The organism is Micromonospora cabrerizensis (assembly GCF_022230955.1).
Lineage (GTDB): Bacteria > Actinomycetota > Actinomycetes > Mycobacteriales > Micromonosporaceae > Micromonospora > Micromonospora cabrerizensis.
Genome location: NZ_JAKKFI010000001.1, coordinates 1 through 20,212, shown reverse-complemented (window position 1 = coordinate 20,212; position 20,212 = coordinate 1). Strand labels below are relative to the sequence as shown.

At 71.8% G+C, this 20,212-nt stretch carries 18 protein-coding genes; 9 read left to right on the top strand and 9 right to left on the bottom strand.

The genetic code is table 11. The features are described from left to right. Window positions 1–53 precede the first annotated feature (53 nt). The 3 genes from LADH09A_RS00090 to LADH09A_RS00080 all read left to right on the top strand — a co-directional run bounded on the left by LADH09A_RS00090 (window position 54) and on the right by LADH09A_RS00080 (window position 3,413). Entirely contained in the window at window positions 54–1,712 is a 1,659-nt protein-coding gene (locus tag LADH09A_RS00090) for a putative bifunctional diguanylate cyclase/phosphodiesterase (RefSeq protein ID WP_238642576.1), read from the top strand. A gap of 431 nt (window positions 1,713–2,143) precedes the next feature. Then, window positions 2,144–2,728 (top strand): TetR/AcrR family transcriptional regulator, encoded by a 585-nt coding sequence (locus LADH09A_RS00085; RefSeq protein ID WP_238642402.1) that lies wholly within the window; start codon window positions 2,144–2,146, stop codon window positions 2,726–2,728. 22 nt (window positions 2,729–2,750) lie between these two features. After that, window positions 2,751–3,413, top strand: coding sequence for a lysophospholipid acyltransferase family protein (locus tag LADH09A_RS00080; RefSeq protein ID WP_238642400.1), 663 nt, complete (start codon window positions 2,751–2,753; stop codon window positions 3,411–3,413). 14 nt (window positions 3,414–3,427) lie between these two features. On the opposite strand, the gene LADH09A_RS00075 is transcribed toward LADH09A_RS00080, so the two are convergent. The 4 genes from LADH09A_RS00075 to LADH09A_RS00060 all read right to left on the bottom strand — a co-directional run bounded on the left by LADH09A_RS00075 (window position 3,428) and on the right by LADH09A_RS00060 (window position 7,905). Beyond that, on the bottom strand, window positions 3,428–4,552 hold the full coding sequence (locus tag LADH09A_RS00075) for a glycosyltransferase family 4 protein (RefSeq protein WP_238642398.1): 1,125 nt from the start codon (window positions 4,550–4,552) through the stop codon (window positions 3,428–3,430). Next, on the bottom strand, window positions 4,549–5,808 hold the full coding sequence (locus tag LADH09A_RS00070) for a M48 family metallopeptidase (RefSeq protein ID WP_238642396.1): 1,260 nt from the start codon (window positions 5,806–5,808) through the stop codon (window positions 4,549–4,551). The genes LADH09A_RS00075 and LADH09A_RS00070 overlap by 4 nt, the downstream gene beginning before the upstream one ends. A 243-nt stretch (window positions 5,809–6,051) precedes the next feature. After that, window positions 6,052–6,270 (bottom strand): hypothetical protein, encoded by a 219-nt coding sequence (locus LADH09A_RS00065; RefSeq protein ID WP_238642395.1) that lies wholly within the window; start codon window positions 6,268–6,270, stop codon window positions 6,052–6,054. Window positions 6,271–6,546: 276 nt separating this feature from the next. Further along, the gene (locus LADH09A_RS00060; protein ID WP_372492195.1) at window positions 6,547–7,905 is read right to left on the bottom strand and encodes an NYN domain-containing protein; all 1,359 of its coding nucleotides are present in this window, start codon (window positions 7,903–7,905) and stop codon (window positions 6,547–6,549) included. Window positions 7,906–8,254: 349 nt separating this feature from the next. Here LADH09A_RS00060 and LADH09A_RS00055 point away from each other — a divergent pair, with 349 nt between their 5' ends. The 5 genes from LADH09A_RS00055 (at window position 8,255) to LADH09A_RS00035 (ending at window position 13,760) form a co-directional block, all read left to right on the top strand. Continuing rightward, window positions 8,255–10,009 carry a DEDD exonuclease domain-containing protein gene (locus tag LADH09A_RS00055; RefSeq protein WP_238642391.1) on the top strand — a complete coding sequence of 585 codons (1,755 nt, stop codon included), beginning with the start codon at window positions 8,255–8,257 and terminating at the stop codon, window positions 10,007–10,009. A gap of 128 nt (window positions 10,010–10,137) precedes the next feature. Continuing rightward, window positions 10,138–11,931 carry a RelA/SpoT family protein gene (locus tag LADH09A_RS00050; RefSeq protein WP_238642574.1) on the top strand — a complete coding sequence of 598 codons (1,794 nt, stop codon included), beginning with the start codon at window positions 10,138–10,140 and terminating at the stop codon, window positions 11,929–11,931. 53 nt (window positions 11,932–11,984) lie between these two features. Continuing rightward, the gene (locus tag LADH09A_RS00045) at window positions 11,985–12,527 is read left to right on the top strand and encodes an NUDIX hydrolase (protein WP_088949447.1); all 543 of its coding nucleotides are present in this window, start codon (window positions 11,985–11,987) and stop codon (window positions 12,525–12,527) included. Then, entirely contained in the window at window positions 12,524–13,393 is an 870-nt protein-coding gene (locus LADH09A_RS00040; protein WP_238642388.1) for a nucleotidyltransferase family protein, read from the top strand. Before LADH09A_RS00045 ends, LADH09A_RS00040 begins: the two co-directional genes overlap by 4 nt. Before the next feature lie 79 nt (window positions 13,394–13,472). Further along, a complete protein-coding gene (locus LADH09A_RS00035) occupies window positions 13,473–13,760 on the top strand; it encodes an Lrp/AsnC family transcriptional regulator (protein WP_088949449.1) in 288 nt (95 codons plus the stop codon). A gap of 59 nt (window positions 13,761–13,819) precedes the next feature. On the opposite strand, the gene LADH09A_RS00030 is transcribed toward LADH09A_RS00035, so the two are convergent. The 5 genes from LADH09A_RS00030 to ctaE form a co-directional block, all read right to left on the bottom strand. Further along, window positions 13,820–14,509, bottom strand: a complete 690-nt coding sequence (locus LADH09A_RS00030; RefSeq protein WP_238642386.1) for a DUF4142 domain-containing protein — start codon at window positions 14,507–14,509, stop codon at window positions 13,820–13,822. Between the two features lie 192 nt (window positions 14,510–14,701). Further along, the gene (gene qcrB / locus LADH09A_RS00025) at window positions 14,702–16,333 is read right to left on the bottom strand and encodes a cytochrome bc1 complex cytochrome b subunit (RefSeq protein ID WP_238642385.1); all 1,632 of its coding nucleotides are present in this window, start codon (window positions 16,331–16,333) and stop codon (window positions 14,702–14,704) included. Further along, window positions 16,330–17,418: a cytochrome bc1 complex Rieske iron-sulfur subunit gene (gene qcrA, locus LADH09A_RS00020; RefSeq protein ID WP_238642383.1), complete on the bottom strand. Its 1,089-nt coding sequence runs from the start codon at window positions 17,416–17,418 to the stop codon at window positions 16,330–16,332. The genes qcrB and qcrA overlap by 4 nt, the downstream gene beginning before the upstream one ends. 64 nt (window positions 17,419–17,482) lie before the next feature. Continuing rightward, window positions 17,483–18,319 (bottom strand): cytochrome bc1 complex diheme cytochrome c subunit, encoded by an 837-nt coding sequence (gene qcrC / locus LADH09A_RS00015; RefSeq protein WP_238642382.1) that lies wholly within the window; start codon window positions 18,317–18,319, stop codon window positions 17,483–17,485. A gap of 70 nt (window positions 18,320–18,389) precedes the next feature. Next, window positions 18,390–18,989: an aa3-type cytochrome oxidase subunit III gene (gene ctaE, locus LADH09A_RS00010; protein ID WP_238642380.1), complete on the bottom strand. Its 600-nt coding sequence runs from the start codon at window positions 18,987–18,989 to the stop codon at window positions 18,390–18,392. Window positions 18,990–19,097: 108 nt separating this feature from the next. On the opposite strand from ctaE, the gene LADH09A_RS00005 reads away from it, so the two are divergent. After that, the gene (locus LADH09A_RS00005; protein ID WP_372492193.1) at window positions 19,098–20,018 is read left to right on the top strand and encodes a cytochrome c oxidase assembly protein; all 921 of its coding nucleotides are present in this window, start codon (window positions 19,098–19,100) and stop codon (window positions 20,016–20,018) included. Window positions 20,019–20,212: the final 194 nt, after the last annotated feature.

Sequence of the window (20,212 nt, the reverse complement as noted above, 5' to 3'; positions counted from 1 at the left end):
GCACGTTCGCGCGCGCCTGGGCGAAGGCGGTCTCCGGCACCAGCTACCTGCCGATGACGCAGGCCCAGCTGGAAACCCTGCTGCACCGGCTCACCGGGCAACTGGCCGGCGCGTTGCTCACCGAGCCGTTCGACCTGCGTGCCGGGCACCGGGTCGGCGCCGAGCTGGTGGCCGCGCACATCGCCTCCGCCGAGGGCCTTGGTCGTACCGTCGAGGTCATCCAACTCCGCCTGGTACGCGACCTGGGGTTGGTGGCCGAGGACGTCGAGGACCGCATGGCCCGGCTGCTGGCGGCGGTGGCGACGGGCTACGCCCGGGCGCTGCGCGACCGGACGCTCGACGAGCAGGAGTCGATCCGTCGGGCCGCGATGAGGGCCCGCACCCAGGCCGAGCGGGCGCTGCGGGCCAGCGAGGCCCGGTTCCGGCATCAGGCCACCCACGACCCCCTCACCGGCCTGCCCAACCGGACGCTCTTCACCGAGCGGCTCACCGCCGCGCTGAACGAGCCGGGCCGCGGCGCGGAACGCGTCGGGGTGTGTTTCCTGGATCTGGACCGGTTCAAGGTCGTGAACGACACCCTGGGCCACCAGGTTGGTGACCAGCTGCTGGTCACCGTGGCCGAGCGGTTGTGCAAGGCCATGGGTGAGCACCTGGTGGCCCGGCTCGGCGGGGACGAGTTCGTCATCCTGGTGGAGCGCAGCGGCGGCACCGACGGCATGGTGGAGGTGGCCGAGACCGCCCTGGCCGCGGTACGCACACCGGCGCTGGTGGACGGGCACGAGCTACAGATCTCGGCGAGCATCGGCATCGTGGAGCGCCAGGTGGCCGGGGCCAACCCCAGTGACCTGATGCGGGCCGCCGACAGCACGCTGCACTGGGCGAAGGCCGCCGGCGGGGCCCGCTGGGCCCTCTACGACGCCGAGCGCAACCAACGTGAGTTGGCCCGGTACGCGCTCTCCGCCGCCATCCCGGCCGCCCTGGAGCGGGGCGAGTTCTACCTCGACTACCAGCCGCTGACCTCACTGCGCGACGGCAGCCTGGTCGGCGTCGAGGCGCTGGTCCGCTGGCGACACCCGGAGCTGGGCGTGCTGCGACCGGACAGCTTCATCGGGTTGGCCGAGGAGACCGGCCTGATCGTGCAGTTGGGTGGGTGGGTGCTGGCCGAGGCGTGCCGCGAGGCGGAGGCCTGGTCGGCCGGTGGCGCCGCCGCACCGTTCGTCAGCGTCAACCTGGCGGTACGCCAGGTGCACCGGCCCGGGCTGGTGCAGGAGGTCCGCGCGTTGCTGCGGCAGACCGGCCTACCGCCGGAGCGGCTGCAACTGGAGATCACCGAGAGCACGATGATGAGCACCGCCGAGGAGCCGGTACGCGCCCTGCGGGTCCTGGCCGACCTCGGGGTGCGGATCGCCATCGACGACTTCGGCACCGGCTACAGCAACCTGGCGTACCTGCGGGATCTGCCGGTTACCGAGCTGAAGGTGGCCGGGGAGTTCGTGGCCGGCCTGCGGTCGCCGTCGGTCGGCCGGACCGACGAGCGGATCCTCGCCTCGCTGGTCTCGCTGGCGCACGCGCTGGACCTGACGGTCACCGCCGAGGGCGTGGAGACCGCCGGGCAGGCCGAGCGACTGCGGGCGATCGGCTGCGACGCCGCCCAGGGCTGGCACTTCGGCCGCCCGGCCCCCGCCGATCGCATCCTGGCCCGCATCCGCTGAATCCTCGGGCCGACCGCCGCACGTGGTCCGCCGGTCGCCCGCGACCAGCTCGATCGGGCATGATCCACTCGCCTTTCAGGATGTCGGGGTATCCCTGCCAACAGGACACCCCGACTTCATGAAACCGGAGTGGATCACACGACGGCGCGATCGCGGGCTGCACGGTCTGTCCTTTTTGGGCGCCGCGCAACGTCGCCGGAGTCCCACCACCGCCCCGCCCGCTCACCTCAGATCATCGGGTTCGCGGTCGAGCGGCAAGGTCGAGCGAAGGCGGTATACCGCACAGGTATTTATATGACTCAGAGGTATACCGCTCACACGACCACTCCCACGTCCCCGGCAGACCAACGACAGACCCGATGCCGGCTGAGCAGGCCCACGAACCCGCACGCCGAGTAGACAGCGTCTACGGCTGCTGGTAGACACTGTCTATGGACGCGGACGAGAAGGGGCTGCGAGCGCGACTGGTCGCCGTCGGGGTGGACCTGGTGCTCAGCGAGGGCCAGTCGGCGGTGTCACTGCGGGAGATCGCCCGCCGCGCCGGGGTTTCACACGGTGCCCCGCGCCGCTACTTCCCCACCCACGTCGACCTGCTCTCCGCCATCGCCCGGGAGGGCTTCGCCGACCTCACCGCCCGCGTCGAAGCAACGATGCGCGACGTCGAGGCGGACCCGCGTACCCGATTGACCGCGCTGGCCCGGACGTACCTGGACTTTGCCGCGGCCCACCGCGGCATGTTCGAGCTGATGTTCCGCCACGACCTGCTGGACAGCGGCCGTCTGCGGCTGCGCGAGACGAGCCTGCCGCTGTTCGCCGTGCTCGCCGACCTGGTGGCCCAGGTACGCCGACCGACCGACGCCCCCGCGCCGGTGCTTGCCGGCGCGCTCTGGGCCAACCTGCACGGCATCGCCCAGCTCTGGGCCTGGGGCAGTCTGCCGCTGGCCACGGGCGCCACCGAGGACGACGCCCTGCTGCACGCCGCGCTCGATGCCCATCTCGGCCCGACCCCCACCTGACCCCGAGAGCCCCGGAGAACACGTGCCCCTGCTGTACGACCTCACCAAGCTGACCGTCGGCGCCGCACTGCGGCTGGGTTGGCACCCTCGTGTGGAAGGGCTGGAGCACCTGCCCCGGCACGGCGGCGCGATCCTCGCCGGCAACCACCTGTCCGTCGCCGACGAGTTGTTCCTCGTCGCCGCGACGCCCCGACACGTGACCTTCTGGGCCAAGGCCGAGTACTTCACCGGCCGCGGTCCGAGTGGCTGGCTCAACCGGCGCATCGTCGCCGGCATGGGTGCCATCCGGGTCGACCGCGCCGACGGCCGGGCCGCTCTGCGCGCCCTCGACGCCGCCGTACCGGTGCTGCGCGCGGGCGGCCTCGTCGCCGTCTACCCGGAGGGCACCCGCTCCCCGGACGGACGGCTCTACCGGGGCCGCGTCGGGATGACCCGACTGGCCCGCGACGCCGAGGTGCCGATCATCCCGGTCGGCGTGACCGGCACCGCCGAGGTGCTGCCGGTCGACGCGCGGCTGCCCCGCCGACACCCCGTCACCCTGCGCTTCGGCCCGCCGATCCCGGTCGCCGAGCGGATCACCGGGCCACGCGACATCCGGACGATCACCGACGAGGTCATGGCGGCGATCCAGAAGCTCACCGGCCAGGAGTACGTGCCGCGCTACGCACCGCCCCGGGAGAGCTGAGCGCGGCTCGGCGATCAGCCGGCCAGCAACGCCGCCATCCGGTCCGCCTGCGCCTCCCAGCGCCACTCCCGCTCCACCCACGCCCGGCCGGCGGCGCCCAACTGGCGAGCCAGGTCCCGGTCGGCGAGCAGCCGGGCGACCCGGTCGGCGAGCTGGGCGACGTCCCGACCGCGGACGACGTAACCGGTCTCCCCCTCGCGGACCGCATCCGGTGCGCCGCCGGAGTCACCGGCCACCACCGGCAGGCCGGTCGCGGAGGCCTCCAGGTAGACGATGCCCAACCCCTCGACGTCGAGACCCCGGTTGCGGGTGCGGCACGGCATCGCGTAGACGTCGCCGGCCGCGTAGTGCGCCGGCAACTCGGCCGACGGCACCGAGCCGGTGAACACCACGTCCCGTTCCACCCCGCTCTGCCGGGCCAGCTTCTCCAGCGTGGCCCGGTACGGACCGCCGCCGACGATCAGCAGCGCCGCCTCGGGCACCCGGCGACGGATCTCCGGCAGTGCCCGGATCAGCATGTCCTGACCCTTGCGCGGCACCAGCCGGGACACGCAGACCACCACCGGCCGGTCGGTCAGCCCGAGTCGGGCCCGGACCTGCTCGCCGTCCACGGTCGGGTGGTAGGCGTCCACGTCGACCCCGGGCGCCAGCCGGCGCAGCTCGGTCACCCCGTCCAGCACGCGGGCCAACCGGCTGCGGGTGTATTCACCCAGGTAGGTGGTGACGTCGACGCCTCGGCCGATGCGTCGCAGCGCCGGCCGGGCCGCCGGCAGCGCCGCCCAACCAACCTCGTGGCCGTGGGTCTGCGCCACCACCCGGCGTACGCCGGCCCGCCGCCGCAGACCGGCGGCCAGCAGCCCCAACGGTGCCGCCGCGCCGAACCACACCGTGTCGCAGTCGTATTCGCGAGCCAGCCGCGCCGCCCTGCGGGCGATCAACGGGGTGGGCAACAGCACCCGGGTGCGCTCCCGGATCACCTCGAACGGCTGGTCGGCGTCGAACTTCGCGGCTCCGCGCCAGCTCGACGCGTACACGACCACCGAGCCGGCCGGTTGACGCACCGCGAGGTTGTGCACGAAGGACTGGATCCCGCCCGGGCGGGGCGGGAAGTCGTTGGTGATCAGCAGTGTGCGGTTCATCGACCAAACTCCCGGGCGTACGCGCGGGCGGCGGCGATCCGCTCCACGGTGGACGGATGCGAGGCCGAGTAGAGGTATTCCCAGCGCGGCGGATCGGGGTCGCCGAGGTTGACCGAGCCGAGCCGACGCTGCATCGACTCGAAGGCCTCCGGGTCACGGGTGAGCGCGAGCGCGTGCGCGTCGGCCCGTGCCTCCACCCGCCTCGACATCAGTGCCTGGACCGGCGCGGCGACCAACCCGGCCACCGTGACGACGGCCAGCAGCAACGGGAACGCGCTCGGTTGGGCGACCGAGTCGACGCCGGCCAGCCGGAGCAGCGGCCCCCACGAGCCGAGCAGGTAGAGCGCCACCACCGCGGCGGCGGCGCCCAGCGCCCCGGTCAGCGTGCCGGCCGCCACGTCGGAGTCCTTGGCGTGCCCCAACTCGTGCGCCACCACGGCGGTCACCTCGGCCGGGGTCGCCTCGGTCAGCAACGTGTCGTAGACGACGACCCGCCGCGTCGGGCCGAGCCCGGAGACGTACGCGTTGACCGCCTTGGTGCGCCGGGAGGCGTCGGCGACCAGCACGTCGCGCACCGGCACCTCGTCGCGGGCCGCCATGCTCATCAGCTCGGTGCGCAGCTGGCCCTGCTCCATCGGCGTGAACCGGTTGAACACCGGCTCGACCAGCACCGGCAGCACGAACGACAGCAGCACCACCAGCAGCGCCGCGCCGCCCGCGCCGAACGCCCACCACCAGCGCGGCGCGAGCCGGATGACCGCGTAGAAGCCGAACAGTGCCACCGCGCCGATCACCGCGCTGACCGCGTACGACTTGAGCAGGTCGACCGCCCAGCCGCTCCAACCGTTGGTGCTCAACCCGTAACGGGTGAGCACGCTCTGGCGCCAGGCGGCGAACGGGAGTGTCACCAGGTCGGCGACGAGCACCACGGCGAGCCCACCGAGCACGGCCTGCGCGGCCCAGTGCCCGCCGAAGGGCCGGCCCGCCAGCTCGACCAGGCGGCTGCCCAGCGGGGTGAGCCCGAGTGCCAGGGCGACGAGCAGCCCGATGGCGAGCGCGGTGTAGCCGCCGGGGCGCAGCGCGGCCCGGAACTCCCGCCCCTTCGCCACCTGCTCGGCCGGCAGGTCACCCAGCGCGGCGAGCTGGTCGGCGCGGGGTGCGGGCGGCCGGTGCCACGGAATGAGCAGCGCGGCGAGCACGACCAACGCGACGGTCAGCCCGGCCAGGGTCAGCAACGCCCACCCGCGCGGGGTCACCGGATCACCGCCGTGCACCCCGCACGGCGGGCGTCGTCGCCGCCAGCAGGTGCAGCGCCAGCAAGTGCAGCGCCGACAGGTGCAGCGCCAGCAGGTGCAGCGCCAGCTAGTGCAGCGCCAGCAGGTGCAGCGCCGACGAGTGTGCCGTCGTCCCGTCGTACCCCGCTCATCGCGCCGCTCCTCCCGCCGTGACCGCCCATCCTATGGCCCGCGGAAAGCGCGCTCCCGGGCGCGGTGTCGCGCTCAGGCGACCCGGCGGGTGGCACGGCGACGAGCGGTCTCCGGCCGCGCGGGCGCGGCCAGCACCTCCACGTCGAAGCCGGCCCGGGCGAACACCTCGATGGCCTCGACCTCTGCGGCGACCAGCCCCGCCGCCGGGGACGTCTCGTCGAACAGGGCGGTCAGCGGGCAGCCGGAACAGCCGTCGGCCCGCTTCGCGCACCCGTCGCAGTCGATGAGCATCACGCCTCCTGATCGGCTCGCGATGCCCAGCTGACGCCTTGTCGTCGCCACCCGGGCACCGTCGGTCACATCGACGCTAACCACCGGGTACGACAGAACCGCACCGACCGGTCGTTCGAGGGTGAGATCCACTCCAGTTCCGCGAAACCGGGCCATCCCGCCCGGCCGGACGCCCCGACTTCAAGAAACCCGTGTCGATCTAGCGAGAGGACCGCGTGCGACACCGTCCGACAGGGCCGCGGCGAGCCTCGTGGCAGCGACCCCTGCGAGATGCCCTCAGGAGCGGGCGAGCCGCCGCAGCAGCGAGTCGGCGCCCAGTGGGTAGGCGCCGTGCCGGCGTACCCCGTCGGCGACCTCGCGGTCGGAGGAGACCACCACCACCGGTCGACCCGACGGCTCGGCACGGACCAGCCGCCGGATCAGCTCGTCGGCGGTCTCGCCCTTGCGCGAGAAGAGCACCCGGACGCCGCGCGGCGCGGGCGGCAGCCCGTGCATCCGCTCGGCACCGTCGAACACGACAGTGATCTCGTCGCCGGTCTGCGCGGCGATCCCGCCGAGCCCGGTGATGAGGCGTTTGCGCTGCTGCTCCAGGGACATGTCACCGAAGCCACGCTTGGTGACGTTGTAGCCGTCCACCACGAGGTGCGCCCGGGGCAGCGCGAGCAGCTGGTCGAGCCGGGCCGGGTCGTCGGTGTCGCGGGCGCGTGCGGCGGGGCTGGCCGGGGCGGTGCCCGGCTGCTCGGCGAACGCGTCGGCGACGAAGTCGGCGGGGAGTTTGTCCACCGGGTCGAGGGCCAGCTCCCGCCGCAGGCCGACGGCGGCCTGACCGATGGTCTCCAGCAGCAGCCAGAGCCGGGCGTCGTCGACCGAGCGCGCCTCCTTGGCGCTCGCCCGGGCCACGCCGGCGGCGGCCTCCGCCTCGGCCAGCCGGGCCCGGGCGCGGCGCAGCTCGGCGTCCACGTCGGCGCTGGCCCGCGCGGCCCGGCCGCGTTCGGTGGCCAGCAGTTCGGTGGCCTTGCGCTCGCGGGCCTGGGTCTCCCGCAGAGTACGGGCCACCTGCCGGGACTCCTCACGGAGCTGACCCAGCTCCTCGCGGACGCGGGCCAGCTCGTCGCGCAACTTCTCCGCCTCGACCCGGGCCACCGCCCGGTCGTGCTCGGCGCGGGTGGCGCGCTGCTCGGCCTCCCGGACCAGTTCCGCGACGACCGCGCTGTCCGCCTCGGCGCGAACGGCGGCGCCACTGGCGTCGATCAGCTCCCGCCAACCGCGCGGCCGGGCCAGGTAGGCCAGCGCGGCGACCTCGACCGGGTCGGCGGCGGCGGGGGCGGTGCCCTCGACGACGGCGGCACCGAGGTCACCGGCGTCGGCCAGGACGCGGGCGGTGACCCGCTGCCGGAACAGCGGGTCTGCGGTGAGCTGGGCGGCGATGACCGGCGCGCCGAGCCGGGCCCGCCGGTTGGGAGCGAACTTGGCCACCCGGCGCAACGGCACCGGCACCTCGTCGGCGGGCAGCGTGGGCAGCACCGCGGCGGTCAGCGTCACGATCCGCTGCCGGACCGGCTCGGGCAGGGTCGGCTCCGGCTCCGGCAGGACCGACTCGGGCAGGACCGACTCGGGCAAGGCCGACTCAGGCAGAGCCGACTCAGGCAGAGCCGACTCAGGCAAGGCCGACTCGGGCAAGGCCGACTCAGGCAGGGCCGACTCCGACTGGACGCTCGGGCCGTCGCCTGTTGCCGTGGGGCCGGATGTCCCGGATGTCTCGCTGACTACGTTGTCGTCCGGGTTGCCGAAGGCCCCGTCGAGCGCGACCTGATCCTCCTTTGGGAGGTGGTCGTCGTGCGGCTCGGCGAGGGGCATGTGGCAAGTCTCCCACCGCGACCGGGCCCACCGCCCGGTGAGTGAGCCGATCTCTCATCCTAGCCCCATGGTGACTGGTGAGACGGCTGCGACGGGAGTGTCGGACCGACACGCTAGCGTGCCGCCGATGGCACAGGCGGAGTACGTCCAGGAGTCGCTGGCGGGTCTCGACCCGGCGGTGGGTGGGGTGGACCCGGCGCTGCCGCTCTATGCGACCACCTTCGTGGTGGTCGACCTGGAGACGACCGGCGGCGCGCCGGACGGCGGCGGCATCACCGAGATCGGCGCGGTCAAGGTGCGCGGTGGTGAGCAGTTGGGCGTGCTCGCCACCCTGGTCAACCCGGGGCAGCCGATCCCACCCTTCATCACTGTGCTGACCGGGATCACCCAGGCGATGCTGCTGCCGGCGCCGCCGATCGAGCAGGTGCTGCCGAGCTTCCTGGAGTTCATCGCCGACGCGGTGCTGGTGGCCCACAACGCCCCGTACGACGTGGGCTTCCTCAAGGCCGCCTGCGCGAAGCACGGCTACCGCTGGCCCAACCCCCGGGTTCTGGACACGGCGGCGCTCGCCCGCCGGGTGCTGACCCGCGACGAGGTGCCCAACCGCAAGCTCGGCACCCTGGCCGCCTACTTTCGCACCAATACCCAGCCCACGCACCGGGCGCTCGACGACGCGAAGGCCACCGTCGACGTGCTGCACGGGCTGATCGGCCGGCTCGGCGGGCACCGGGTCGACACGGTCGGCGACGCCATCGAGTTCGCCCGGGCGGTCACCCCGACCCAGCGACGCAAGCGGCACCTGGCCGAGGGGCTGCCGAAGGTCCCCGGGGTCTACATCTTCCGGGCCGCCGACGACCGCCCGCTCTACGTGGGCACCTCCGTCGACATCGCCACCCGGGTGCGCAGCTACTTCACCGCCGGGGAGAAGCGCGCCCGGATCTCCGAGATGTTGGCGGCGGCCGAGCGGGTCGAGGCGGTGGAGTGCGCGCACTCGTTGGAGGCGGAGGTCCGCGAGCTGCGGTTGATCGCCGCGCACGCACCGCCGTACAACCGGCGGTCGAAATACCCGGAGCGGATGGTCTGGCTCAAGCTGACCGACGGTCCGTACCCTCGGTTGTCGATCGTCCGCGACCTCTCCCCCACCGACACCGCGTACCTCGGGCCGTTCACCTCCCGCCGAGCCGCGGAGCTGGCCGCCGCCGGTTTCCACGACGCGGTGCCGCTGCGCCAGTGCACGCACCGGCTCTCGCTGCGCACGGTCACGCCGGCCTGCGCGCTGGCCGAGCTGGGTCGCTGCCCGGCACCGTGCGAGCACAAGATCACCCCCGAGGAGTACGACCACCAGGCGGCCGCGCCCTTCCGCACCGCCACCGCCAGCGACCCGCAGCCGGTGGTGGACGCGCTGCTCGCCCGGATCGACGTGCTCTCCCGTGACCAGCGTTACGAGGACGCGGCGGTGCTGCGGTCCCGGCTGGCCGCGGTGCTGCGGGCCACTGTGCGGATGCAGCGGCTGGCCGCGCTGACCGGCATCGTGGAGCTGGCCGCGGCACGGCCGGCCGCCCGGGGCGGCTGGGAGTTGGCGCTGGTGCGGCACGGCCGGCTGGCCGGTGCGGGGGTGTCCCCGCCGGGCGTGCACCCGCGGCCCACCCTGACCACCATCCGGGCTACCGCCGAGACGGTGTCGGGCGGGCACGGTCCGGTGCCGGCGGCCACCGCCGAGGAGTCCGAGCGGATTCTGTCCTGGTTGGAACGACCGGAGACCCGACTGGTGGAGATGTCCTCCGGTTGGTCCTCCCCGGCCGGTGGTGCGGGGCGGTTCCGTGACCTGCTGGCGAAGGCCGAGAACGGCGCGTCCCACCAACTCTCGACCGAACGCTCATGACCAACTGACCGATCGGACTACGTCGACTCGCTTAGGCTGTTAGAGAAGTGCAGTCCTGCCCGATTCGTGGGCCTGCTCCCCGCCGCCGGGTTTCGGCGATGCGGAGCCGGGGTGAGGAGGTGTCCCTCGTGGACGTCGACGCCGGACACGGCGCCGCCCTGGGGGGCGCCCTGCCGACACAGCCTGGTGAGCTGCCGCTCGCCCGCCGGCTGCGGTCGTTGCTCAGTTGGCCGACCACCGACTCCGATCCGGTGACCCAGTTGGTGCGCACCCATCGGGGCATCCACGCCGGCACCGACCCCGCGGTGCTGCGACGCGCGTACACGATCGCGGAGAACATGCACCGCGGGCAGTTCCGCAAGAGCGGGGAACCGTACATCACCCATCCCCTCGCGGTGGCGCAGATCTGCGCCGAGCTGGGGATGGACACCACCACCCTGGTCGCGGCGTTGTTGCACGACACCGTGGAGGACACCCGCTACACCCTCCAGGCGCTCTCCGAGGACTTCGGCGGTGAGGTGGCCCACCTGGTCGACGGGGTGACCAAGTTCGACAAGGCGTTCTACGGCAAGGCCGCCGAGGCGGAGACGATCCGCAAGATGATCGTCGCGGCCGCCAAGGACGTCCGGGTGCTGATCATCAAGCTGGCCGACCGGCTGCACAACATGCGCACCCTCGGGGTGCGCTCGGCGTCCTCCCGGGAACGGATCGCCCGCAAGACCCAGGAGGTGCTGGTCCCGCTCTGTGACCGGCTGGGCATCCAGACCCTCAAGCGCGAGCTGGACGACGTGGTGCTGCTGCACCTGGAGCCCGACGAGCACGCCCGGCTGGCCCGGCACGTGCACGACCGGCCGGGGTGGGACGCGTACCTCGACTCGGTGGTCACCCGGGCCAAGGGGGCGCTCAAGCGCAGCCGGGTCGACGCCGAGGTGAGCCCTCGCCCCCGGCACCTCTACTCGATCTGGAAAGACACCATCGCCGGCGAGCACACGGCCCCGTACGATCTGCCCCGCATCGAGGTGGTGGTCGACGGCCCGCCCACCGACTGTTACGCCGCGCTGGGCGCGATCCACGGCACCTGGCGGCCGATCCCCGGCCGTTTCAAGGACTTCATCGCCTCCCCCAAGAACAACCTCTACCGCTCGCTGCACACCAGCGTCTGCGGCCCGCAGGACCGCACGGTCGAGGTGCTGATCCGCACCGAGGAGATGCACCGCGCGGCCGAGTACGGCATCGCCGCCGACTTCCGCTTTCCCCGCTCGGGGGCCAGCAGCGCCGCGGCGCGCGCCGAGCAGTTGGACTGGCTGCGCCGGGTGCTCGACTGGGAGCCGGGTGCGGCCGACCCGGCGCAGTTCCTCGAATCGCTGCGGTGCGACCTCGCCGAGGGCCAGATCCAGGTCTTCGCCGAGGGGCGGCAGATCGTGCTGCCGGCCGGCGCGACGCCCGTCGACCTCGCGTACGAGCTGGGCAACGAGCGGGGCGACCACTGTCTCGCCACCCGGATCAACGGTCGGCTGGCCCCGCTGAGCTCGGAGCTGGACGAGGGCGACGTGGTGGAGATCTTCACGGAGAACGACGGCGACAACGGTTTCGAGGCCGGTGTCGCGCCGCGCGGCCCCCGCCGGGAGTGGCTGAGTTTCGTCAAGTCGCCGCACGCGCAGATGCAGATCAACAGGTGGTTCGCCGAGCACACCGAGCCAGGCATCACGATCAGCGACAAGGTCCGTCTCGGGCGGGCCACCATCGGGCTGGCCCTTCGTCAGCACAACCGTGGCCTCGCCAGTGACCTGCCACTGCTGCGCCTCTCCGAGGAGTTGGGCTATCCCGACCTGGAGACCCTGCTGGTCGCGGTCTTCGACCGGGTGATCGAACCCGACACCGTTGTACGCCAGCTCATCGACCTGGTCGACCATCGACAGTGACCGGTCCGGCCCCGGCGCGTCCGAGGGACATTCGTGACCACTAGCCTGGAGTCATGATCCCCCGCTCCCGCGCCACCGGTCGGGCCATCTTCTACCAGGCCTTCTACCGGCTGCCGCTGCCGGTGCGTCGGCGCCTGGTCCGGCTGGCCGTGCCCAAGTACATCGTCGGCGCGGTCACCCTGGTCCGCGACAGCGAGGCGACGGGCGCGGGTCGTCTGCTGATGCTGCGCCAGCCGCCCGGCCGGGGTTGGTCACTGCCCGCGGGCCTGCTGGACCGCGGCGAGCCCCCGGTGGTGGGAGCGGCCCGCGAGCTGTTCGAGGAGTCCGGCATCCGGCTCCCCCCGTCCCGACTGCGCCCGGCGGTGCCGAACGCGATCGTGCACGCCAAGGGTTGGGTGGACATGGTCTTCGAGACGGAGGTGCCGGCGTCCACCACCGAGCTGGCGGTCGACGGCGCGGAGGTCTTCGAGGCCGCCTGGCACCCGCTGGACGACCTGCCCAAGCTGAGCTGGGCGACGGCCCGGCTGCTCGCCTACTACGACATCGGGCCGCTGGCCGGGCAGTTCCCGCCACCGGTGCCCGACAACCTGCCGTGACCGGCACGGCCGGTGTGCCGGCGGAGCTGTGCGCGGTGGTGCTCGCCGCCGGCGAGGGCACCCGGCTGCGCCCGCTGACCGAGCGGGTCCCCAAGGCGCTCTGCCCGGTGGGCAACGTGCCACTGCTGGACCTCGCGCTGGCCCGGCTGGCCGGGCTCGGCCTGACCGGTCCCGGCCGGGTCGCGGTGAACGCCTGCTACCTCGGCGACCAGGTCGTCGCACACGTCGGCGACCGCGCGCACCTGTCGGTGGAGCCGGGTGACCCGCTGGGCACCGCGGGCGGGGTCGCCCGCCTGCGGGACTGGATCGACGGGCGGCCGGTGCTGGTCGGCAACGCCGACGCGTACCTCGCCGATCCGGCGGCTGCGCCCGGCCCGGACGTGGCCGCTCTGCTCGACGGCTGGGACGGGCACACCGTACGCCTGCTGGGTCAGCCCGCCGCGGACCCGGCGGCGCCGGGCACCTTCTCCGGGCACTGCTTCACCGGTTTCTCGCTTCTGCCCTGGCGACTGGTCCGCGACCTGCCGGTCGTCGTCTCCGACCTGGTCCACGCGGTGTGGCGCCCCGCCGAGGCAGCGGGCGCCCTGGAGGTGGTGCCCTTCCCGGGCACCTTCTACGACACCGGCACCCCGGCCGACTACCTGGCGGCCAACCTGCATGCCGCGGCCGGTGGCGTCCTCGTCGACCCGTCGGCCACAGTGACCGGTCACTGCGTGGAGTCGGTGGTCGGCGCTGGCGCCCGGGTGGGCGGCGATGTTCGCCGCGCGGTGGTCTGGCCGGGCGCGACCGTGCGCGACGGCGAGCGGCTGCACGACGCGATCCGGGCCGGGGACGACCTCACCGTGCCCCGCACCGCGCACGGCTGAGGCCCGACGGCTCCCGCCTCCAGTTCCCGACCGAAACATCTAGCATGGGCGACGACGCCGACGAACGGAGAGATGTCCCGTGATCACCGCGATCGTGCTGATCGACTGCGCCACCGATGCGATCCCCGAGGTAGCGGAGACCCTGGCCAACCTTCCCGGCGTCAGCGAGGTCTACTCGGTGGCCGGGCACGTCGACCTCATCGCTATCGTCCGGGTCCGCGAGTTCGACCAGATCGCCCAGGTCATCGCGGGCAGCATCTCCAAGGTGCCGGGCGTGCTCAACACCGAGTCGCACATCGCGTTCCGGGCGTATTCGCAGACCGACCTCGAGGAAGCGTTCGCTATCGGGCTGGCCAGCGCCGACTGACCCGCACGCACGGCGGCCGGTCCACCGCGCGGGTGGACCGGCCGTCTGCTGTCGCTACGTCAGCTCTCGCTGGGAGCCGGCGTTTCGGTGGTGCCGCCGCCCGGAGCCGGGGACTCGGTGTTGCCACCCGGAGCCGGCGACTCGGTGCCGGTGCCGCCCGGAGCCGGCGACTCAGTGCCGGTGCCGCCCGGGCTGGGCGTACCGCTGGCGCTGGTCTGCGGAACCGGGATGCCCAACTGGTTGGCGAGCTGCACCAGCTCGTCGTAGTGCGCCTGAAGTGTCGGCAGAGCAGTCTGTGCCAACTGGACCACCGACTGCTCGGAGCCCTGCGAGATCTCCGTCTGGGTGGCCTGGATGGCCTGGACGTGACCGGCCAGCTCACTGGTCACCCAGAGCCGGTCGAACTCCGCACCGCTGGCGTTGTTCAGCTTGTCGATGACCGCCTGCTGATCGGCGCTGGGCTCGTTCGGCAGTTCCACACCGAGCTGGGACGCGGTCTGCTGCACCGTCTGGTCCAGCTGGGTGTGGTCGGTCTTCAGCATCGCACCCAGGTCCTTGACCCCCTGGTCCTGACCCTTCTGCTGGGCCAGGTCACCGGCGGTGATCTCGAACAGGTTGACCTGGTGAACCGCCTGCAGGTACTGGGTGTCCTGCGTCGACGGCTGTGCCGCGGCCTGCGCGGCCGCAGCCGGCGCGACACCGACCAGTACCAGCGCGGCCAACAGGCCGAGGCGTTTGATACCCAACATGCTTCCCCCCCTTGAGACGTTGGACCGCACGGATACCCGGCTCACCGGGGTTATTCCTGCGATCGCCCGTCGCGCGGGGTCGACCGGTCCCGCCGCGGTCGTCCGACTCCGCCTCGGATGGGCGGCGACTGCGGATACGACGTGGCGCCCGCCGGAATCCGGCGGGCGCCACGTAACGGTGCGATCGGGCGGTCAGCGGCGGCTCTCGCCGCTGCCGATCTCCTCGCGCTCGGGCCGGGCCTCGACCGGCGGGTGCCCCGGCGAGACCGGCGCCTCGGCGGGCTTCTCGATCGGGTAGAAGAAGCCTCGGATGGCCGGCCCGAGGGCGCCCAGCCGGTTCATCTTCTTCGGTACGACCCAGCCGACGTACTCCAGCTGGCCGTGACCGTCCGCGTGCCCGTTCTGCGCGCTGAGCGGCTGGTGCACCTCGACGAACTGGCCGTCCGGCATGCGCCGGATGATGCCGGTCTCGACGCCGTGCGCGAGCACCTCCCGGTCGTGCTGTTGCAGACCCAGGCAGAGCCGGTACGTGATGTAGTACGCGATCGGCGGGACCACCAGCAGACCGACCCGGCCGGCCCAGGTCATAGCGTTCAAGCTGATCTGGAACTTGTCGGCGATCACGTCGTTGGCGCCGGAGAGCGTCAGGACCACGTAGAACGAGACGGCCATGGCGCCGACCGCGGTCCGGGCCGGAGCGTCACGGGGACGCTCGAGCAGGTTGTGGCTCTTGCGGTCCTTGAGGTGCCGGGCTTCCAGGAACGGGTACATGGTCGACAGGCCGACCAGGATGCCGGGCAGCACGACCGTCGGCCAGAACAGCGGCGGAATCACGTACCCGTCGCCGAGCGGGATGTTGATTTCCCAGGCCGGCATGAGTCGGGTCGACCCGTCGAGGAACATGACGTACCAGTCGGGCTGGCTGGCGGCCGAGACCACCCACGCCTCGTACGGGCCGAACAGCCAGATCGGGTTGATCTGGAACAGGCCGCCCATCAGCGCGATGACGCCGAAGACGACCATGAAGAAGCCGCCCTGCTTCAGCGCGTACCGCGGGAACATCCGCTCGCCGACCACGTTGTTGTTGGTCCGGCCGGGGCCGGGCCACTGGGTGTGCTTCTGCTTGAAGACCAGGCCCAGGTGGACGCTGATCAGCGCGAGCAGCAGGCCCGGGATGAGCAGCACGTGGGCGATGAAGAACCGGCTGATGATGATCGTGCCGGGGAACTCGCCGCCGAAGATCGACGAGGTGACCCAGGAGCCGATCACCGGGATGGACAGCATGATCGCCGAGGCGATCCGCAGGCCGGTGCCGGACAGGCCGTCGTCCGGCAGCGAGTAACCGGTGAAGCCGGCGAGGAAGCCGACCCAGAACAGCAGCGAACCGATGATCCAGTTGGTCTCGCGCGGCTTGCGGAAGGCGCCGGTGAAGAACACCCGCAGCATGTGCACGACGATCGCGGCCATGAACAGCAGCGCCGCCCAGTGGTGCATCTGCCGCATCACCAGACCACCGCGGACGTCGAACGACAGGTCCAGGCTGGAGGCGTACGCGGCGGACATCGGCGTGCCCTGCAACGGCGCGTAGCTGCCGTCGTAGACCACCTCGGTCATCGCCGGCTCGTAGAAGAGGGTGAGGAAGACACCGGTCAGCAACAGCACGACGAACGAGAACAGCGCGATCTCGCCGAGCAGGAAGGACCAGTGGTCCGGGAAGACCTTGTTCAGCAGCTTGCGCAGCGGCGTGGCCACCGCGAAGCGGTCGTCCACTCCCACCGCGGCCTTGCCCGGCGTCGCCGCAAGGTCAAACTTTCGACGCTTCATGGCCGCTCCCAGAAATCAGGCCCGACGGTCTCGGTGTAGTCGGACTTCGCCACGAAGAAGCCCTCCGAGTCCACCTCGATCGGCAGCTGTGGCAGCCGCCGGCTGGCGGGGCCGAAGATGGGCTTGGCGTTGTTGGTGATCAGGAACTGGGACTGGTGGCACGGGCAGAGCAGCCGGTTGGTCTGCTGCTCGTACAGGCTGGCCGGGCAGCCTGCGTGCGTGCAGATCTTGGAGAAGGCCGCGTAGTTGCCCCACATGTAGTCGCCGTGGCCGATCTTCTCGTTGGCCCGACGCGACTCCTGCGCGTCCGAGTCCCGGAGGTGGATCAGCAGCGTCGGCGAGTCGGCGTGCTTGTTGCTCACGCCGTGGTCGATGCCGGGGAAGACGGTCAGCTGGCCACCGGCGCTGATGTCCGCCGGGCGGACCGGCCGGCCGTCCTCGCGGACCAGGCGGATCCGCTCGCCGCCCTCGGCGGTGGCGAACCCAGTGGTGAACATCTGGTTGTTCTTGTGCGGCTGGGAGATCAGACCACCGACCAGCGGTGCCGCGAGGACCGCGCCGACCGGCGCGAGACCGGCCAGCAGCGAGATGCCGAGCAGGGGGCGACGCTTCACGCCCAGCTCGTCCGCCATGTAGAGCATGGTCTGGCCGGTGATGGTGCGGCCTTCGGAGTCCACCTGCCCCTCGTGCCGGTCCTGGATCGAGACCTCCTTGGGCAGCAACTTCTTGCCCCAGGTCAGGATGCCGAAGCCGACGGCGAGCAGCGCGATGCCGAGGGTGAAACCGAGCAGCGGGGTGTAGAACTTGTCGCCGCCCCGGCCCGGCTCGTACTGCCACGGCCAGGCGATGTAGATGACCATGAAGGCGGTCGCGGCCAGACCGGTGAGCAGGAAGAAGCCGGCGACCACCCGGGTCAGCCGACGCTCCGCCTTGGTGCCGGGCAGCACCTGCGGCTCGTAGTGGACGATCTCGATGTCGTCCCGACGCGCGCCCTCACGAACGATGTCGAACCGGGTCAGCTTGGGGTCGTTCACGTCGAGCGGCTCCGGGCCCTGCGAGGCCTGGTGCTCGGTGTGGGTGCTCATGCCGTCACCTCGCTACGGGTGGCGCCGAGCGGCACCACAGCGCTGATTAGGAGTATCCGCTCGGTCACGACTTGCCCGCAATCCACAGGCTGGCGAACACGAGCGCCACGATGCCGACCAGGAAGATCGCCAGGCCCTCGGTGGAGGGGCCGTACCGCCCGAGGTTGAAGCCGCCCGGGTCCTGGTCGTGCTTCAGCGTCTCCTGGATGTAGGCGATGATGTCGGCCTTCTGCTCCGGCCGAAGCTGGTTGTCGCCGAACACCGGCATGTTCTGCGGGCCGCTCAGCATCGCCGCGTAGATCTGGCGGTCGGTCGCGGGGTGCAGGCTCGGGGCGAACTTGCCCGAGGAGAGCGCACCGCCGCCGCCACCGAACGCGTGGCACTGCGAGCAGTTGATCCGGAACAGCTCACCGCCGGACGCGATGTTGCCGTCCTCACGGAGGTCGTCGCCGTCGGGCACGACCGGGCCGCCACCCAGCTCCTGGACGTACTGGGCCAGCTGACGGGTCTGCTCGTCGGTGAAGACCGGCGGCTTGCGGTGGGCCTGGGCCTCCTGGCGGGCCAGCGGCATCCGCCCGGAGCTGACCTGGAACTCGACCGAGGCCGCTCCGACGCCGATCAGGCTCGGCCCGCGGCCCTCGACACCCTGGGCGTTGCGACCGTGGCAGGTCACGCAGCTCACGTCGAACAGCGCCTTGCCCTCGGCGGCGGCGCCGGTCAGCTGCGGGTTGTCCTGCGCCTGGGCACCCGGGGCGAAGACGGTGTAGGCGCCACCGGCGAGCATCAGCGCGGCGATCAGCCGGACCGCGGCGCCCAGCCGGCGGCGGCCCCTGCTGCGCGCGGCGGGCCGCTCGCGCAACCGCGCAAGCAGACCGCGTCGGCGGTCGTTGTCAGAAGTCATGAGCGGTGTCCTTAACCGGTTGGACCTGTCTCAGGGGACGGAGCAGCAGCGCGGAATGTGACGCGCAAGATCACTGAAGCCAGTAGATCATGGCGTACAGCCCGATCCACACGACGTCGACGAAGTGCCAGTAGTACGACACGACGATCGCCGAGGTCGCCTGCGCCGGGGTGAACCGGCCCATGGTCGTGCGGACCATGAAGATGATGAAGGCGATCAGGCCGCCGGTCACGTGCAGACCGTGGAAGCCGGTGGTCAGGTAGAACACCGACCCGTAACCGTCTTCGTTGATCTTGACGCCGTCGGCGACCAGGTGCCGGTACTCGTTCAGCTGGCCGAGCACGAAGATCAGGCCCATCACGAAGGTGACGGTGAACCAGCGCCTGAGCGCGTGCACGTCACCCTTCTCCGCCGCGAAGACGCCGAGCTGGCACGTCACGGAGGACAGCACCAGGATCACCGTGAAGGTGGTCGCGTACGGGATGTTCAGCGCTTCGGTGTGCTTCTCCCACTGCTCCGGCGCAGCTGCGCGGATCGAGAAGTACATCGCGAACAGCGCCGCGAAGAACATGAGTTCGCTGGAGAGCCACACGATCGTCCCGACGCTGACCATGTTCGGTCGGGTCAGAGAGTGGATCCGGCTCTTGTCAATGGCTGGGGCCGCAGTCACGCCGTCATTATTGCCCCTGACCGGGGCCGCCGATCAGCGGGGTGGCAAACCTGCGCCTTCCGTGGCCCGACCGTCAGGGTCCGGTTCGCCTGGCCTAGCCTGAAAAGCGTGCTGCACGTCGATCCGATTCTCGCCGCCACCTCGGCCCCGCCGCCGTTCACCGTCGGCACGGTGCTGACCGAGACCCGGCTGGACAGCTGGCTGGCCCTCGGCCTGGTGCTCGCCGCCGGCCTGTACCTCTACGGGGTGTACCGGCTGCGCCTGCGGGGTGACCGGTGGCCGATCGCCCGTACCGTGTTCTTCCTCGGCCCCGGGCTGGGCGGCATCGCGCTGGTCACGGTCAGCGGGTTGCACGCGTACGACACCGCACTGCTGTCCGTGCACATGATCCAGCACATGGTGCTCTCCATGGTGGCGCCGATCTTCCTGGCGCTGGGCGCGCCGATGACCCTGGCCCTGCGCACCCTGCCGGTCGGGCCCCGCAAGCGCCTGCTGGCGATCGTGCACAGCCGGGTCGCCCGGGTCTACAGCTTCCCGCTGGTGGCGTTCGCCATCTTCGTGGTCAACCCGTTCGTGCTGTACTTCAGTGACCTGTACCGCTTCACCCTCGAACACGCCTGGGCGCACGAGCTGGTGCACGCGCACTTCATCATGACCGGCTGCGTGTTCTTCTGGCCGCTGCTCGGGCTCGACCCGCTGCCCGGCCGCTGGCCGTACCCGGCACGTGCGCTGCTGATGCTGCTCTCCGTGCCGTTCCACACCGTGCTCGGTCTCACGATCATGCAGAGCACCACGCTCTTCGGCGGCGACTGGTACCCGTCGCTCAACCTCGCCTGGTCCGACCCGAAGGCCGACCAGGTGGTCGCGGGCGGCATCCTCTGGGCCGGTGGCGAATTCGTCAGTGTGACCATGCTCGCGGTGCTGGTGGTCCAGTGGATCAAGCAGTCCGAGCGCGAGGCACGCCGGGTCGACCGCGACCTGGACCGCCAGGAGGCCCGCGAGCGCGCCGCCGACGCCGCGGCCACCTGAGCTGCCCGGACGGTACGCCCCGACGATCGGCGGCGGGCGGGATGTCGGCTACGTCACCCCGACCGGTACGATCGGCCGGCAGCTACGGATTGAAAGCGGAGTGCCGGCATGAGTGAGCACAGCGAACGAATCATCGGGCTCAGTGCGATGGTGCCTCATGGCGGCACGCAGCGAAGCGGAGTGCCGGCATGAGT